The sequence below is a fragment of the Chryseobacterium pennipullorum genome, assembly GCF_003384725.1.
GTDB classification, from domain to species: Bacteria; Bacteroidota; Bacteroidia; order Flavobacteriales; family Weeksellaceae; genus Chryseobacterium; species Chryseobacterium pennipullorum.
On record NZ_QNVV01000026.1, the window covers coordinates 39,382 to 54,575 of the forward strand.

14 protein-coding genes and 1 pseudogene are annotated in these 15,194 nt (G+C 36.6%); 10 read left to right on the forward strand and 5 right to left on the reverse strand.

The window, feature by feature from the left end; all coding sequences use genetic code 11:
* Positions 1-121: 121 nt before the first annotated feature.
* The 6 genes and pseudogenes from DRF67_RS20100 (at position 122) to DRF67_RS20125 (ending at position 5,298) form a co-directional block, all read left to right on the forward strand.
* The gene (locus DRF67_RS20100; RefSeq protein WP_115930088.1) at positions 122-727 is read left to right on the forward strand and encodes a SatD family protein; all 606 of its coding nucleotides are present in this window, start codon (positions 122-124) and stop codon (positions 725-727) included.
* Between the two features lie 2 nt (positions 728-729).
* Positions 730-1,425: a DUF3307 domain-containing protein gene (locus tag DRF67_RS20105; protein ID WP_115930089.1), complete on the forward strand. Its 696-nt coding sequence runs from the start codon at positions 730-732 to the stop codon at positions 1,423-1,425.
* Between the two features lie 36 nt (positions 1,426-1,461).
* Positions 1,462-2,184 carry a phosphoribosylaminoimidazolesuccinocarboxamide synthase gene (gene purC / locus DRF67_RS20110; protein WP_115930090.1) on the forward strand — a complete coding sequence of 241 codons (723 nt, stop codon included), beginning with the start codon at positions 1,462-1,464 and terminating at the stop codon, positions 2,182-2,184.
* A gap of 35 nt (positions 2,185-2,219) precedes the next feature.
* Positions 2,220-2,579: pseudogene (locus DRF67_RS20115) on the forward strand (four helix bundle protein).
* Between the two features lie 66 nt (positions 2,580-2,645).
* Positions 2,646-4,145, forward strand: coding sequence for an amidophosphoribosyltransferase (gene purF, locus DRF67_RS20120; protein ID WP_115930091.1), 1,500 nt, complete (start codon positions 2,646-2,648; stop codon positions 4,143-4,145).
* A 205-nt stretch (positions 4,146-4,350) separates the two neighbouring features.
* Complete coding sequence (locus DRF67_RS20125; protein WP_115930092.1) at positions 4,351-5,298, forward strand: glycerophosphodiester phosphodiesterase family protein; 948 nt, start codon at positions 4,351-4,353, stop codon at positions 5,296-5,298.
* Between the two features lie 160 nt (positions 5,299-5,458).
* Here DRF67_RS20125 and DRF67_RS20130 read toward each other — a convergent pair whose 3' ends face one another.
* The 4 genes from DRF67_RS20130 to aroB form a co-directional block, all read right to left on the reverse strand.
* Positions 5,459-6,160, reverse strand: a complete 702-nt coding sequence (locus DRF67_RS20130; RefSeq protein ID WP_115930093.1) for a porin family protein — start codon at positions 6,158-6,160, stop codon at positions 5,459-5,461.
* A 1,012-nt stretch (positions 6,161-7,172) separates the two neighbouring features.
* Entirely contained in the window at positions 7,173-7,760 is a 588-nt protein-coding gene (locus tag DRF67_RS20135; protein ID WP_115930094.1) for a porin family protein, read from the reverse strand.
* Positions 7,761-8,015: 255 nt separating this feature from the next.
* The gene (locus DRF67_RS20140) at positions 8,016-8,645 is read right to left on the reverse strand and encodes a porin family protein (RefSeq protein ID WP_115930095.1); all 630 of its coding nucleotides are present in this window, start codon (positions 8,643-8,645) and stop codon (positions 8,016-8,018) included.
* Positions 8,646-8,922: 277 nt separating this feature from the next.
* Complete coding sequence (aroB, locus tag DRF67_RS20145) at positions 8,923-9,969, reverse strand: 3-dehydroquinate synthase (protein WP_115930096.1); 1,047 nt, start codon at positions 9,967-9,969, stop codon at positions 8,923-8,925.
* Between the two features lie 101 nt (positions 9,970-10,070).
* Here aroB and DRF67_RS20150 point away from each other — a divergent pair, with 101 nt between their 5' ends.
* The 3 genes from DRF67_RS20150 (at position 10,071) to DRF67_RS20160 (ending at position 12,902) form a co-directional block, all read left to right on the forward strand.
* Positions 10,071-11,258: a pseudouridine synthase gene (locus tag DRF67_RS20150; protein ID WP_228435868.1), complete on the forward strand. Its 1,188-nt coding sequence runs from the start codon at positions 10,071-10,073 to the stop codon at positions 11,256-11,258.
* Positions 11,259-11,487: 229 nt separating this feature from the next.
* Positions 11,488-12,060, forward strand: a complete 573-nt coding sequence (locus tag DRF67_RS20155) for a TetR/AcrR family transcriptional regulator (RefSeq protein ID WP_115930097.1) — start codon at positions 11,488-11,490, stop codon at positions 12,058-12,060.
* Complete coding sequence (locus tag DRF67_RS20160) at positions 12,057-12,902, forward strand: sialate O-acetylesterase (protein ID WP_115930103.1); 846 nt, start codon at positions 12,057-12,059, stop codon at positions 12,900-12,902. The genes DRF67_RS20155 and DRF67_RS20160 overlap by 4 nt, the downstream gene beginning before the upstream one ends.
* 95 nt (positions 12,903-12,997) lie before the next feature.
* On the opposite strand, the gene pncA is transcribed toward DRF67_RS20160, so the two are convergent.
* The gene (gene pncA / locus DRF67_RS20165) at positions 12,998-13,603 is read right to left on the reverse strand and encodes a bifunctional nicotinamidase/pyrazinamidase (protein ID WP_115930098.1); all 606 of its coding nucleotides are present in this window, start codon (positions 13,601-13,603) and stop codon (positions 12,998-13,000) included.
* 209 nt (positions 13,604-13,812) lie between these two features.
* Here pncA and DRF67_RS20170 point away from each other — a divergent pair, with 209 nt between their 5' ends.
* Positions 13,813-14,955, forward strand: a complete 1,143-nt coding sequence (locus DRF67_RS20170) for a DEAD/DEAH box helicase (RefSeq protein ID WP_115930099.1) — start codon at positions 13,813-13,815, stop codon at positions 14,953-14,955.
* The last annotated feature ends 239 nt before the right edge of the window (positions 14,956-15,194 follow it).

A 15,194-nucleotide genomic window follows, 5' to 3' on the forward strand; every position in this document is an offset into this window, starting at 1 on the left:
ATGTCTTAAAAGCCTTATGGTTGCTATAAAATTGATATAAGCATATTCACTAATAATCAATATCTATAAGTGTTTATGCTTATATTTTTTATTTATAAGTAATTATGCTTATATTTGCACTATGATAGCGGTCATTACCGGTGATATTATAAATTCACAGCATGCGGATACTGAAGTTTGGATTACCAGGCTTAAAAATCTTCTCGATCAATGGGGAAGCGTTCCTGATACATGGGAAATTTACAGGGGAGACGAATTTCAGTTCAAGTGTCATATTGATGACGTATTCTGGCGTTTTCTAGCCATAAAATCTCTTATTAAAAGTCAGGAAAATCTGGATGTAAGAATGGCCATAGGCATTGGTGAGGAAAGTTTTTCTTCGGAAAAAATCACAGAGTCTAATGGTACAGCTTACGTCAATTCCGGAAGATTATTGAATGATTTGAAAAGTGACGGTCATACAGTCGCTATCAAAACCTCTAATGATTCTGTAGACAGGGATCTGAACATCCTGCTGAAATGGTCGTCAAAGGATTTTGATAACTGGACGATGGCTACTTCGGAGATTATCCATGAAATGATTATGAATCAGGATATCACCCAGGAAGATCTCGCTAAGAAATTTACTATTTCACAGTCCTCAATTAGCCAGAGACTGAAACGGGCCAACTATGAGCTCATCGTAGAAACGAACCAGTATTTTAGAAAGAAAATCTCAGAACTATAGACATGATCTTTATTAAACTCATATTGGCACATCTACTCGGAGATTTTATTCTTCAGCCAAACTCTTGGGTTGCAGACAAGGAAAACTATAAACTGAAAAGTAAGTTTTTATACTATCATGTTCTGATTCATATCGCATTAAGCCTTATTTTTCTTTGGGATGTACAACTTTGGTGGGTAGCTGCTTTGGTAGGAATTTCTCATTTTATTATCGATGCGGCAAAGCTTAGTTTTCAAAATGTCAAAACAAAGAAAATATGGTTTTTTATAGATCAGCTATTGCACATTTTGGTGATTGCGGGAGTCTCTTTTTACTTTGGTGAATTTGATTTCAGCTTTTTGCAGAATCAGGAATTTTTGAAAATAATAATGGCTGCTTTGTTTTTGACAACGCCTGCATCTATTTTCATCAAACTTCTTTTATCATCCTGGACACCTGCTCCGGATGGTCCCAATACTATTCAAACCGAATCTTTAACAAGTGCCGGAAAATATATCGGAATCTTAGAACGTTTACTGGTTTTTACCTTTATTGTGGTGAACCACTGGGAAGGCGTAGGTTTCATGGTGGCTGCAAAATCTGTTTTCAGGTTCAGCGACCTTGTGCAGGCAAAACAGAGAAAGCTTACAGAATACGTATTGATTGGTACATTACTAAGCTTTGGACTGGCTGTCTTAACAGGAATAATAATAAAATAAATCAATAAATCTAACTACAATTTAGAAAGTAAAATTATGAGTCAAAAGAAAGAAATGTTGTACGAGGGTAAAGCGAAACAAGTATTTGCTACTGATAATCCTGATGAAGTAGTAGTGCGTTTTAAAGACGATGCTACAGCATTTAATGCTCAAAAGAAAGGCCAGGTTGACCTGAAAGGAGAAATGAACAATGCCATCACAACGCTTATTTTTGAATATTTGAATGAAAAAGGGATCAAAACTCACTTTATCAAACAATTGGACGAAAGAGAACAGTTGGTAAGAAAAGTATCCATTATTCCTCTGGAGATGGTCGTGAGAAACTATTCCGCTGGAAGTATGGCACAGAGATTAGGGGTTGAAGAAGGAATCAAATCTCCGGTAACCATCTTTGATATCTGCTATAAAAAAGACGAATTGGGAGATCCTCTTATCAACGACCACCACGCGGTATTCTTAGGAGCAGCTACCTATGAGGAACTTGATGAAATGTATGAATTAACATCAGACATCAACGAAATCCTTATTGACCTTTTTGATAAAATGAATATCATCCTGGTAGATTTTAAAATCGAATTGGGTAAAACTTCCGACGGAGAAATCATTTTAGCGGACGAAATATCTCCTGATACCTGCAGACTTTGGGATAAAGATACCATGAAGAAACTTGATAAGGACAGATTCAGAAGAGATTTAGGAGAAGTAACTGAGGCATACGTGGAGATCTACAATCGTCTTAAAAATTTACTTGTAAAATAATTTCAGAAATTAGAAGTTAGATATTAGAAATTAGTATGAAATCACATCGAATAGAAGATTTGAAAGTTTGGAATAAATCAATGGTTTTGGTTAAAGAGATTTATGTAATCTCAGCTGAATTACCAGTAGAAGAAAAATTCGGACTACAATCTCAAATCAGATGATGTGCTGTTTCAATACCGTCTAATATTGCAGAAGGAGCCGGAAGAAATAATAAAAATGAATTTTATCATTTTCTCGGAATTGAGTTTGGTTCTACTTATGAATTACAAACCCAACTTCAGTTACTGATTGATTTGAATTTTATTTCTGAAAGTAAAATAGCCCCCCTTAGAGAACTTTTAGCTGAAATTCAGAAAATGATTTATTCATTAAAAACAAGTTTAAAATTATAATTGAAGTTAACTTAGACTAATTTCTAACATCTAATATCTAACTTCTAATCATTAGAAAAAATAGAAATGAAAAGTTTAGACATTCATAAAAGTGAATATTTAAAACAGTTTGAAAGCCAGGTTTACGGAAGAAATCTTTTCAGAACTCAGGAAGAGGAAAGATTGGATGCTCCGAATGAAGAATGTGGTATTTTTGGATTGTATTCGGATAATGATCTGGATACATTTTCCCTTTCACAGTTTGGGCTTTTTGCACTTCAGCACAGAGGGCAGGAGGCTTGTGGTATTTCCGTATTAAAAGACGGAAGAATTACCAATATGAAAGACGAAGGACTTGTTTTGGATGTTTATAAAGATATTCAGGAACCTGAAACTTTTATGGGAAATTCTGCAATCGGTCATACCCGATATACCACTGCAGGAGATAAGAAGAAATATAATTTTCAGCCATTTTTCGCGAAAAACGAATATGACCAGATTATACTTTCTATAGCGCATAATGGTAACCTTACCAATGCGAAAGAACTAAAAGCAGAATTAGAAGCTGAAGGCGTTGTTTTCAGAGCCACTTCCGATTCTGAAGTGATCTTAAGGTTGATTCAGAAAAATCTTGATTTAGGTCTTCGCGGTGCGATTAAGGCTACAATGGAGAAAATTGAAGGAGCTTATTCCGTGGTAGGAATGACCAGAAATAAATTCTTTGCTTTCAGAGATTTCAACGGAATCCGTCCTTTGGTTTTGGGAGCTATTGATGAGAGATCATATGTAGTGGCTTCGGAATCTGTAGCACTGGATGCGGTAGGAGCACAGTATGTACGTGATATTCTTCCGGGGGAAATTATTTATACGAATGAAAACGAGCCCGGAAAACTGAATTCTTACATGATGGATCAAGCAAAAGGGAAACAAAGGATTTGTTCTTTTGAATACATTTATTTTGCAAGACCTGATTCTACTTTAGAAAATATCAATGTATATGAGATCAGAGAAAAATCCGGTGAGAAAATCTGGGAACAGGCTCCGGTAGATGCTGATCTGGTTATTGGAGTTCCGGATTCAGGAGTTCCTGCTGCTATTGGTTTCTCTAAAGCCTCAGGAATACCATTCCGCCCTGTATTGATCAAAAACAGATATATTGGAAGAAGTTTCATTGTTCCTACTCAGGAAATGAGAGAAAGAGTGGTTAACCTGAAACTGAACCCGATTATTTCTGAAATGAAAGATAAAAGAGTAGTCATTATTGATGACTCTATTGTTCGTGGAACAACATCCAAGAGATTGGTTAAAATCTTAAAAGATGCAGGCGTCAAAGAGATCCACTTCAGAAGTGTTTCTCCACCTATTATTGCACCTTGTTACTTAGGAATAGATACGCCATCAAAAGATGATTTGATTTCTGCAAATATGACTACAGAGGAGCTTAAAAATTATTTGGGCGTAGATTCTTTAGAGTTTTTAAGTATCGACAACCTAAAAGAAATTTTAGGATCTGCTAATCACTGCTTCGGATGTTTTACAGAAGAATATCCGGTAGGAAAAGGAGAGGAGGTAGAATTATTTAATTAAAATATTTCTTATATATCATAGAGAGCCAGATTGAGTATCTGGCTCTTTTCGTTCGTAGTCTCAAAACTTTGTTACCATTTTTCCCATCCCTCAAGGATGGGCTCACTTCATTCAAAACAGCATGAAATGTAGCACAATCTTAATATTCAGATGATCTATAGGACACCAATAAGTTTTAATTTTAACAGATTAAAATTTCAGGCGTATGAAGAACGAATTTTTAGCAAGCATTTTCCTTGTTTGCGCTCAATTATTTTCCGCTCAGTCTTTCGATACACAAGCCCATCGCGGCGGGAAATCACTATATCCGGAGAATACCATTCCTGCGATGAAGAATGCTTTAAAAATGAACATTACGACTTTGGAGATGGATCTGGCTGTAACGAAAGATAAACAGGTAATTCTTTCCCATGATGCTTTTCTATCCCCTGAACTGATCACAAAGCCGAACGGAACCTATATCCCGAAGGATTCGGGGTTTTATTACAAAATTTACGAAATGCCCTACGAAAAGATCAAAACATTTGATGTAGGTTTAAAGAAACTCGACAACTATCCGGACCAAAAGAAAATGAAGGTTCAGAAACCTCTTTTTTCTGATGTCATAGATGCCGTGGAAAGCTTTGCTCGTGAATTGAAAAGACCATTACCTTATTATAATATAGAAACAAAAACACGTCCATTCTCTGATCATATTTTTCATCCCGAGCCTAAAGAATTTGTAGACCTAATGATGAAGATCATTCTGGAAAAAGGAATTCAGGATAGGGTAATCATTCAGTCTTTTGATCCGAGAACCCTTGAGATTATTCATAAGCAGTATCCCCAGATAATGACTGCCTTACTTGTAGAGAAGGTAGACGATAAAAAGCTTGCGCAACAGCGGGTTCATTTTAAAAATATTCCGGAAGATCAGTTTAGAAAATATCCGGACCATCTGAATGGAGTGGAGGGCGATATGAAATTTCTAAGCTTTACACCCACGATCTACAGTCCTGATCATACCCTTGTTGACTCTAAGCTCGTGCAAGAGTGCCATTCACTGGGCATGAAGGTAATACCATGGACTGTGAATACTAAAGAAAGATTAAATGCCCTAAAAGAAATGGGAGTAGATGGCATCATCAGTGATGATCCACGGATATTTGAGTAAACTTGATTATTGGATGACAGGAAAGCGTACAGGCGAGGTAGCCAGCAGAAAACTTTTAATCCCTGAATTGCAAAATATAAATAGCCGGAAGAAAAAAATCTTGCGGCTATTTTATGCAATGCACCGAAATGCATTGGAGTTAAAAATTGGTTTATTCTGATTAGAACTTATAGTTCAGACCTAACTGAAACACTCTGTTGTTGTTTGCAGCAGCTGGTAAGCTCTTGTCAATTTTTGTCAAACTGTTTACATATCTTGCATTGATACCGATATTAGAAGTAATATCATATCCTAAACCAAGACCTAAACCAAAGTTGAACTTATTGATCTGATCCTTATCTACATCTTCAGAGTGAGACGTGTTTGTCGTCGTCGTTACACCTCCGGTAGTAGATGCCACTGTTGATTCACCTTTGTTTTTACCGTTGATGAAATAACTGAATTCAGGTCCTGCTTCAATGTAAAACTTATCAGTAGGTCTCATTTGAACCATTAATGGAACTGAAATGTAATTCATTGTTAATTTATCCTGTAATTTGGTTTTCACATTAGTGGTTCCGTTATCTGTCTCCTTAGAAGAGATCACGTCTCTAGCTCCCATCTGGTTGTATAATACCTCCGGCTGTAAGCTGAATTGTTTAGAGATTGGGATATTAACGAATACTCCGGCATGGAATCCTATTTTCTGGCTATTCAAACCAAATTCCTGTGCACTGTAATAAGCAGAGTTACCTCCGGCCTTAATACCGAATCTTACCGGTTGAACATCGTTTTTAAGAGGTGACGTGTTTACTGTTTTTGTTTCCTGTGCGAAAGCTAATGTACCAGCAGTTAATGCCAATCCCAAAAATAACTTCTTCATAATTTTTATTTTTTAATTTTTTTACTATTTGCTTGTGTGTGATTTGTCAATCAGACTTGAATTATTTTGCAAATTGCTTGCCAAAGTCGAAAAATGCTTCATTAAAGGGCTTTGAGAAGGGTTTTTGCGCTGATATACATTTATGCTTTCATCACTTTTTTGTGATAAAATATAATATTAGTGTTAATTTTTTGTGAACAATTTAATCTTAAAAAAGAATTGATAATTATAATTTAAAGTTGAGTTTTTTGTAAAAAAATATATAAGAGATCAAAAATTGAATGTTTTTCAAAACGACAACAACAATATAATTAAGAATAAAACACAATAGAAGGAATAAAAACGCAACAAATCTGGTCCACATGCTAGGGCAAGGAATAAATATTCTGAATTTGGAGATAGTACATTCATTGGTTTGGAAAATGATATTGGAATAACCATATATATGATAGGATAGGTGCAGAAGTTCGGTAATGTAAATCGTAAAAATTACATTGATCCACTGAAGGGAGAACATCTTCGACTAACATATAAGTATAAATAAGTATAAAAAAATTAACCACAGATGTTGAGGAAATTTTCGGAGGTGTTTTTTTTCTAAGCGACTTACTTATGTCGATAAAAGTAAAAACCGACATGGCCCATGGAAAGCGAAAAAGTCAGACATAAACAAATAGGCCTGACTTTTTCTATTGAAATCAAAATGTATTTTATATTAAATTAAAAACGTTTCTGTTTCAAGTAATGATCCGGAAACAGTGTAGTATTCAGCAGTGTTTGTCATGATTAACTTTTGGGATTTGTGATTCTATAATGGTAAGAATGTTTTTAGAACGGATCAATCATTTAAGAAAAACAGAAAAAAGTAAGCTGAAAACTTACAGGATGGTTACAATCATTACTTCAGAGACAAATTTCTTGCCAAATTAATGTTGTAAAATAAAAAGACCGGATCAAATAAATAATCCGGTCTTTTTTATAATATCAAATTTGTTAAAAAGTAATAAGCTTATTAGAATTTATAAGCTAAACCTACCTGGAATACTCCATTTTTAGACGAATCTGATCCGCTAGGTCTGTTTTTTGCGAGATCAGTTAACCCAGCAACATATCTCAGATTCACTCCGATATTGTTTGTGAAATAGTAACCTGCTCCAAGACCGATTCCAAAATCGAAAGTTTTAAGCTCATCCTTAACATCTACAGATGCTGAATTATATTTTGACTTAGCACTCATAAGAAATCCAAACTGAGGACCTGCTTCAAGATATAAGTTCGGTAGAGCGTTGTACTGGAACATTACCGGTACAGCGATATAATCTAAATTAAGCTTTGCATTTCCGTCAAAATCATCTTTTGCTCCCATACCACTGTATAATACCTCCGGCTGCACACTGAAGTCCTGCGCAACAGGAATGTTTGCAAATGCTCCTCCGTAGAATCCTGCTTTAGATTTCAAGCCATCTCCTGAAATGCTTGAGATATTAAGACCGGCTTTTAAACCAAATCTAACGGGTGATGATGTATGGGTAGAAGTTGTTTTCTGAGCGAAAGTAAAAGTACCTGCTACAAGGGCAAAGCCTAAAAGAATCTTTTTCATAAGTTTTTATTTAATAGTTATTAAGTTTTATTTAACATTTCGTTTAGAATCAAATATTATGCCAAAGAAAATTAATCGTAGAGCTGTTTATATCAAACTGCTGTACTAAAGCAATACTTATGTTTTTCCTTCTATCTGCTGAATTATTAAAAAAAGTAAAATAACTTTTTTTAACATATGGACAGAAAAAAAGATCAGATTAAAACCTGATCTTTCTTATTGAATATAAAAATTTGTTAGTGAATGTGTTGCTTATTATCTGAATTTATAAGCTAAACCTACCTGGAATACATTGTTTCTTACTGCATCAGCTCCGCTAGGTCTGTTTTTGGCGATATCTGTTAAACCTGCAACATATCTTGCTGTGATTCCTAAGTTAGGAGTGAAGTAATATCCTGCACCAAGACCAATACCAAAGTTGAATGTGTTGAAATTATCTTTGTAATTGTCTGATGTAGAAGAATCTCCGTTAGATTCGTTTTTAAGTTTGTTTTTAGCACTTACCATAAAACCGAATTCCGGACCTGCTTCTAGATAAAGATTAGGAAGGGCATTGTACTGGAACATTACCGGTACTGCGATATAATCTAGCTTAGTAGAAGCTGAATATTTTGTTCCCAGTGCTGTAAAGTTGGATTTGTTACCATACTGAGAATATATTACCTCCGGCTGAACGCTGAATGAAGTAGCCACTGGAATGTTAGCAAATACCCCTGCATTAAATCCGATTTTAGATTTCTGATCGTCTAATCCACTGTCTTTTGAAAGTGAAGATACGTTCATTCCTCCTTTTACCCCAAATGTTACAGGATTAGATGAAGGTGTCTGTTGAGCGAACGCAAATGTGCTTGCAGTTACTGCTAATCCTAAAATTAACTTTTTCATAACTTTAATTTTTTAATTTTACTCTTTCTTAATTTTAAATTTTACTACGGTCAACATTTTCAGTTGAACGCAGAGTATCTTTCAAATTGCTTGCCAAAAGTATTTTTTATGATTTAAATCACTAAAAAAACCGTTCAAATATCGAACGGTTTTTAATGTATGGTATTGATTAACAAAATGTTGAAAATGTAAAACAAACATTTGTTTAGAATTGGTCTAAATTGACAATTTTGTCAAAAAGGACATTGTATATAGTGTATAAAGCTTCAGGTAAACCTTATGCATCATTCAGTTTTCTGTAAAAATGAAGGGATTCCAAAATGTTTTTTTGGCTGCACTGATGATCATATGTACAGGACCCAACCCCTGAGAGTAATGAAAAATTGATTTTACTGTCTACATTCTTTTTATCATTAAGCAGGAGTGCCGTAATATCATCGTCTTTGAAATCACTGATATCAAGGTAAGGGTAATATCTCTGAATATTTTCAATAATCATTCTTGAATCTTCCTTCGATATCAGTTTTTCCAGGTAGGCAAGATGACTTTCCGCAATCATTCCCATCGCCACTGCCTCCCCATGAAGAATAGGATTCCCTTGCTGCAAGCAAAGACTTTCAACCGCATGTCCTATGGTGTGCCCGAAATTCAGCGTTTTCCTGATATTGCTTTCATGAAAATCCTTTTCAACCACTTCCTGTTTAATATCCATGGAAGTCTGGATGTGTGGGGCAACTGCTTCCACGTCCAGCTTAGGAATCTGAATCAGCTGATTCCAATGTGCTTTATCCGCAATAAGACCATGCTTCAGCATTTCTGCAAATCCGCTTCTCAATTCTTTAAAAGGTAATGTTTCAAGAAATTTGGGATATATAAAGATTTGTTCCGGGAAGGCAAAGGTTCCCACCATATTTTTATAATGCATAAGGTCGATCCCGGTTTTTCCACCAATAGACGCATCGCACATGGACAAAAGGGTAGTAGGGATATTGATAAACTGTATTCCTCTTTTATAGGTGGAAGAGACAAAGCCCCCCATATCAGTAATGACACCGCCGCCAAGGTTGATAACAAGCGCCTTTCTGTCCGCTTTCATTTCTGTGAGAATCTCCCAAAGTTGATTGGCAGTCTGAATATTCTTCATCTCCTCACCGGCTTCAATTTCCAGAATTTCAAAACCAAGATCTGTTTCCATATTCCCCAAAAGAACCGGAAGACAGTATTCATGGGTATTCTCATCTACCAGAATAAAAATTTTGCTGAAAGATTTTTCATGAAGAAAGTCGTTTAACTGAGAGAAATTATCGTTTAATATTGTTATCATCTTCAAATTTTTGTAAAGTTAAAAAGTAAACTATATTGCAAAGTTATGATTCTTAATTTTTAACTCGTAACTAAATTACTATCTTTGCAGAAATTTTTAGAATGAGCAGAGATAATAATAATTCAGACAGACCAAAGAGACCAAGAATTTCCACCAAGAAAAGTTCTGATGATTCTCGTGCTTCCAGATCTGGAAATTCTTCAGGATCAAAACCTTTCAAAAAACCATTTTCTAAGGATGGTGACAGAAGAGGTCCGGAACATAAAGGTTCCAATTCCAAATTTGATAAAAAACCTTTCAAAAAAAATACGGAAAGCTTTGAAGGCTCCAATGAAGAAGGAGGTTCAAAATATGAGAGAAAACCTTATATTACGAATAAAAGTGAGAGCTATGAAAAGAAATCTTTCGGGAAATCCGGCCCTAAAAGAGGAGGAAAAAGCTTTGATACCAGAGATAAATATGAAAGAGGCAGCCTGAAATACGGAAGAAGACCGTCCAATGGTGATGATAGAAATGATGACAGGGCAAAATCTTTTGTACAGAAAAGAAGGCTGAACAAAATTGAAAAAGATGTATATAAAGACAGCATCCGTCTTAATAAATATATTGCCAATTCCGGAATCTGCAGCAGGAGAGAAGCAGATGAGCTGATTACCCAAGGGCTTGTGGAAGTGAACGGAAAAGTAGTTACAGAGATGGGATATCAGGTACAGAAAACAGACAGAGTTGTTTTTGACGGTCAGAATATCACGCCTGAAAAGCCGGTGTATGTCCTTTTAAATAAGCCAAAAGGGTATATTTCAACAACAAAAGATGACAAAGCGAGAAAAACAGTGATGGATCTTGTAGCCAATGCTTCTCCTTACAGACTTTTCCCGGTTGGAAGATTAGACCGTTCTACCACAGGTGTTATTTTGCTGACGAATGACGGGCACATGACAAAAAAACTGACACATCCTTCTTTTGATGCCAAGAAAATTTACCATGTTACCTTAGATAAGAAACTGACAGGTGAAGATCTGCGTCTTATTGCTGAAGGAATCCGTCTTGACGAAGGAGTAGCTGTAGTAGATCAGATTTCATATATTGAAGGAAAACCTAAAAATGAGATCGGAATTGAAATCCATATCGGATGGAACAGAGTGATCAGAAGAATTTTCCAAAGATTAGGGTATGAAGTAGAGTCTCTGGACAGGGTGATGTTTGCAGGACTCACAAAGAAGAATATCAAAAGAGGACACTGGAGAATCCTTACAGATCTGGAAGTGAACAACCTTAAAATGCTTTAATTAAATCATCAGCAACGAATCATAAATCTTAGATTCGGACTAATGGAAGATATTTTAAGTGTAAAAATATAAAGCGCAGAATTAAATTCTGTGCTTTTTTAATATCGATAAGTTATCATCACAAAAAACTCTTGATGATCAGAATGCTTTCATTATATAGTAACAATATCCTAAGTTTGAATGTCTCAATAATGAGACATTTGTCGTATATTTGGGACAATAAAAATGTATGAATACTCAGCAAAAAATTATTGAGGCTGCTATATCGGTTTTAAATGAGAATTTTTCAGCATCACTAGAGGATATTGCAGTGCGTTGTGGCATTAACCGGAGAACGCTTCACCGGTATTTTAAAAGCCGCAGTGAATTGTTGGAGGCATGCAATAAGAATATGATGGAGGCGTGGGAGCTTGCTGCGATCAAAGCCTGGAACAGTTCCAACGATCCTTTGGTACAACTTGAACATTTGTTATACGCAGGAATTGACAGCGGAACGAAGTATGCCTTCCTTATCAAACTCAATGAAAGTGTAAATTCCTCCTCAACAATTAACGAGACTGAACAAAATACTTCCTATTTTAAAGCCAGAAACCAATTATTTGATGCCATAAGGGAATTGCAGAATGAAAAGGTAATCGATGACCGGTTTCCGTTACCCTGGATCAGAATTCTTTTTACCAGTGTGATCACTGCAACGATTACCGCATTAAGGTCCGGAGATATTGCTCAGAATGAGATCAGGAAACTGGCATGGCAATCATTCAGCAGAAGTATTGGCATACAGATAAACCCACAAAAATGATACATTCCTTTTTAATGATAGGTCAGTCAAATATGGCTGGTCGCGGTTATGCGAAAGACGTCCCACCTATCTATGATGAGCATATTAAAATGCAAAGAAACGGATTATGGCAAATAATGTCCGAGCCTATTAATTTTGACCGTCCCAGCGCCGGAGTAGGGCTTGCTGCGTCATTTGCCGGCTCCTGGAGACTGGATAATGAAGAGGAAATAGGATTAATTCCATGTGCTGATGGAGGAACCGGTCTTGATGACTGGGCGGTCGGCGGTGCTCTGTTCGAAAATGCTATAGCACAGGCCAGACTTGCACAACGGACAAGCCTTATTTCAGGCATTCTGTGGCATCAGGGCGAAAATGATTGTACTCCGGAAAAAGCTGAAAAATACGGTGAAAAATTTTCTGTCATCATAGAGGCATTGCGACATGAACTGAGTATTCCGGAAGTTCCTCTTGTGATTGGCGGTTTAGGAGATTTCCTACCCAATGGAATTTTTGGGCAGTACTTTGCTTCCAGCCCTCTTATTAATCATGCACTGGAAGATTATGCCAGAACTCATGCAAACTCTTATTTTGCTACCGCAAAAGGGCTTACTGCTAATGCTGACGGTATTCATTTCGATGCCTTGTCGCAAAGAGTGTTGGGGGTCCGGTATTATCGGGCCTTTCGTGATTTAAAAAATCTTTCAGAGCCTCTTGGGGATGAAGAAAAAATATTAGAAACAATCTATAAACGTCCTTATACCAAAACCGAAAAAATAAAGCTTTTAGAACATGAATTTGCTATTGGAAATATCAAAACCAATGAGTTTCTGGCTGAATTGGCAATCATAAGCCGGGAATAAATAAGGGTGATATCTAATGCATTGAAATAAGAAAACAGTACCATTCCGGTACTGTTTTCTTTATTTTGATCAGTTTTTGTATGGTTTAAAACCTTTTATCCAAGAACGGTTACTCCTTTTTCTATCATTTCATAGATGGCATCCCTGCCATTGTCAGGCTTTACGTTGACTGCGCGGGTTCCGTTAAAGTGAAGGCATGTAATATAGCCGTTGGCTACCGCATCTAAAGAGGTGAACTTCACACAGTAGTCCATAGCAAGGCCTACGATCTCCACCAGCTGAATGTCGTGGTACTTCAGGAAATCATCCAATCCGGTTTTCATAAAGTGATTATTATCCTGGAAACCGCTGTAGCTGTCGATCTCAAGGTTTTTACCCTTTTGAATGATATGAGTTACCTTATCCTGGTTCAGATCTTTGTGGAATTCTGCTCCAAAAGTTCCCTGTACACAATGGTCCGGCCACATAAACTGAGGAACGCCATTTAAAATAATACTTTCGCCGACTTTTCTGCCATTGCTGCTGGCAAAGCTTTTGTGTCCTACAGGATGCCAGTCCTGCGTTAAAATTACCTGATCATATTCGTTTTCCTCCATCAGAAGATTGATATAAGGGATAATTTCGTTAGCTCCCGGTACAGCAAGTGCTCCGCCTTCACAAAAGTCATTCTGTACATCGACGATGATTAACGCTTTTTTCATATTTAGATTTCTCGAATTTTTGATAAATTTACAAAACTAATCCACAAAAAATTGTCCAAAGCAGAATTATCGGACAAATCGACAATATATTTTTTTGAGTGTTGGCGTCAGGTATAGAAAATGAAATAGGCAAACTTTATCTTCCGTATTCCGTTTTACGATGCAAACCAAATATCAATAGCCTATCTTTGCACCAAATATATATTTTTATGTCATTTGAGTCTCTGGGATTATCACACAATATCATTCGTTCCGTTAACAAGTTGGGCTACTTAAAACCGTTTCCAATTCAGGAGAAAGCTGTTCCTGTTATTTTGCAGGGAAAAGACCTGATGGGCATTGCCCAGACAGGTTCCGGTAAGACGGCTTGTTTTGTGATGCCAATTTTGGAAAAACTACAACATTCGGAAGTTACGAAAGATCGTAATGTTCAGGTTTTAATATTGGTTCCTACCCGTGAACTGGCCATTCAGATTGATGAGGTCTTCAGGGCTTTCACAGAAAACCTGAAACGGGAGATTCGTACCATGGCAGTTTATGGAGGGGTTTCCATCAATCCGCAGATGAAAGGAATGTTTGGGGTGGAAGTTCTTATTGCAACCCCCGGGCGTCTACTGGATCTCATTGATCATAACGCATTGAGTATTTCTAATATCCGCCATTTGGTAATTGATGAAGCGGACAAGATGTTTCAGCTTGGTTTTGGGGAGGAGATGAATAAGCTTTTTGCTTTAATGCCGGTTGTAAAGCAAACGACACTGTTTTCTGCGACTTTGAATGATAAAGTTTCTGAAATGAAGGAACGTTTATCCATTGATCCTGTCATTATTGAAATCAAGAAAGACGAAGTTGAAATTGATCATATTGAGCAGTTGGCTTATCATGTTTCACCGGAGAATAAAGGGCCGTTCCTGCGCTATTTGATCAAGGAAAAGAAGGTGGAAAAAGCTTTGGTCTTCGTTTCATCTACAAGATCCGCCGATAATTTGGTGGAAAAACTGAAAAAGAATAAAATTAAAGCGGTGGCCATTCACAGTCAGAAGTCACAGGGAGCCCGCAGGAATAATCTTGAAGAATTCAAATCAAGTGGAGCGCAGATTTTGGTGGCCACAGACCTTATTGGCCGTGGTATCCATATTGAGTCTTTACCTTGTGTCATCAATTACGAATTACCGCGTTCACCACTTGATTATATTCACCGAATCGGAAGGACAGGACGAGCCCATGAAAAAGGAACGGCTATCAGTATTTTAACGGATGACGAACTTCAGCACTTCAGAGTGATTCAAAAGAAAATGGGTAAGAAGGTCACTTTACAAAGAACGGAAGGTATTGATCTGCATGGGTATTAAATTGTTATAGGATGTACAAAAAGTATTAACGGAATTCAGGGAAAATTTTTTTATACCCTTATTCCGGGATCAGTCCAAAAATTATTCAACAGGAATGGACTTTTGTCCGTGTACATCGAATGGAAAAATGATGCATTGGCTAGACTGCACCCAAAAGTTTAGACGAAATTAAACAATATTATTATATGAAAGAGTTCGGTACTGTACCGGACTCTTTCCTTTTAGATTAAGTCTTATCC

What these genes read in the sequence shown, in the direction of transcription:
- DRF67_RS20100 (WP_115930088.1), top strand. Translation starts at nt 122, where the DNA reads ATGATAGCGGTCATTACCGGTGATATTATAAATTCACAGCATGCGGAT.
- DRF67_RS20105 (WP_115930089.1), top strand. Translation starts at nt 730, where the DNA reads ATGATCTTTATTAAACTCATATTGGCACATCTACTCGGAGATTTTATT.
- purC (WP_115930090.1), top strand. Translation starts at nt 1,462, where the DNA reads ATGAGTCAAAAGAAAGAAATGTTGTACGAGGGTAAAGCGAAACAAGTA.
- purF (WP_115930091.1), top strand. Translation starts at nt 2,646, where the DNA reads ATGAAAAGTTTAGACATTCATAAAAGTGAATATTTAAAACAGTTTGAA.
- DRF67_RS20125 (WP_115930092.1), top strand. Translation starts at nt 4,351, where the DNA reads ATGAAGAACGAATTTTTAGCAAGCATTTTCCTTGTTTGCGCTCAATTA.
- DRF67_RS20130 (WP_115930093.1), bottom strand. Translation starts at nt 6,160, where the DNA reads ATGAAGAAGTTATTTTTGGGATTGGCATTAACTGCTGGTACATTAGCT.
- DRF67_RS20135 (WP_115930094.1), bottom strand. Translation starts at nt 7,760, where the DNA reads ATGAAAAAGATTCTTTTAGGCTTTGCCCTTGTAGCAGGTACTTTTACT.
- DRF67_RS20140 (WP_115930095.1), bottom strand. Translation starts at nt 8,645, where the DNA reads ATGAAAAAGTTAATTTTAGGATTAGCAGTAACTGCAAGCACATTTGCG.
- aroB (WP_115930096.1), bottom strand. Translation starts at nt 9,969, where the DNA reads ATGATAACAATATTAAACGATAATTTCTCTCAGTTAAACGACTTTCTT.
- DRF67_RS20150 (WP_228435868.1), top strand. Translation starts at nt 10,071, where the DNA reads ATGAGCAGAGATAATAATAATTCAGACAGACCAAAGAGACCAAGAATT.
- DRF67_RS20155 (WP_115930097.1), top strand. Translation starts at nt 11,488, where the DNA reads ATGAATACTCAGCAAAAAATTATTGAGGCTGCTATATCGGTTTTAAAT.
- DRF67_RS20160 (WP_115930103.1), top strand. Translation starts at nt 12,057, where the DNA reads ATGATACATTCCTTTTTAATGATAGGTCAGTCAAATATGGCTGGTCGC.
- pncA (WP_115930098.1), bottom strand. Translation starts at nt 13,603, where the DNA reads ATGAAAAAAGCGTTAATCATCGTCGATGTACAGAATGACTTTTGTGAA.
- DRF67_RS20170 (WP_115930099.1), top strand. Translation starts at nt 13,813, where the DNA reads ATGTCATTTGAGTCTCTGGGATTATCACACAATATCATTCGTTCCGTT.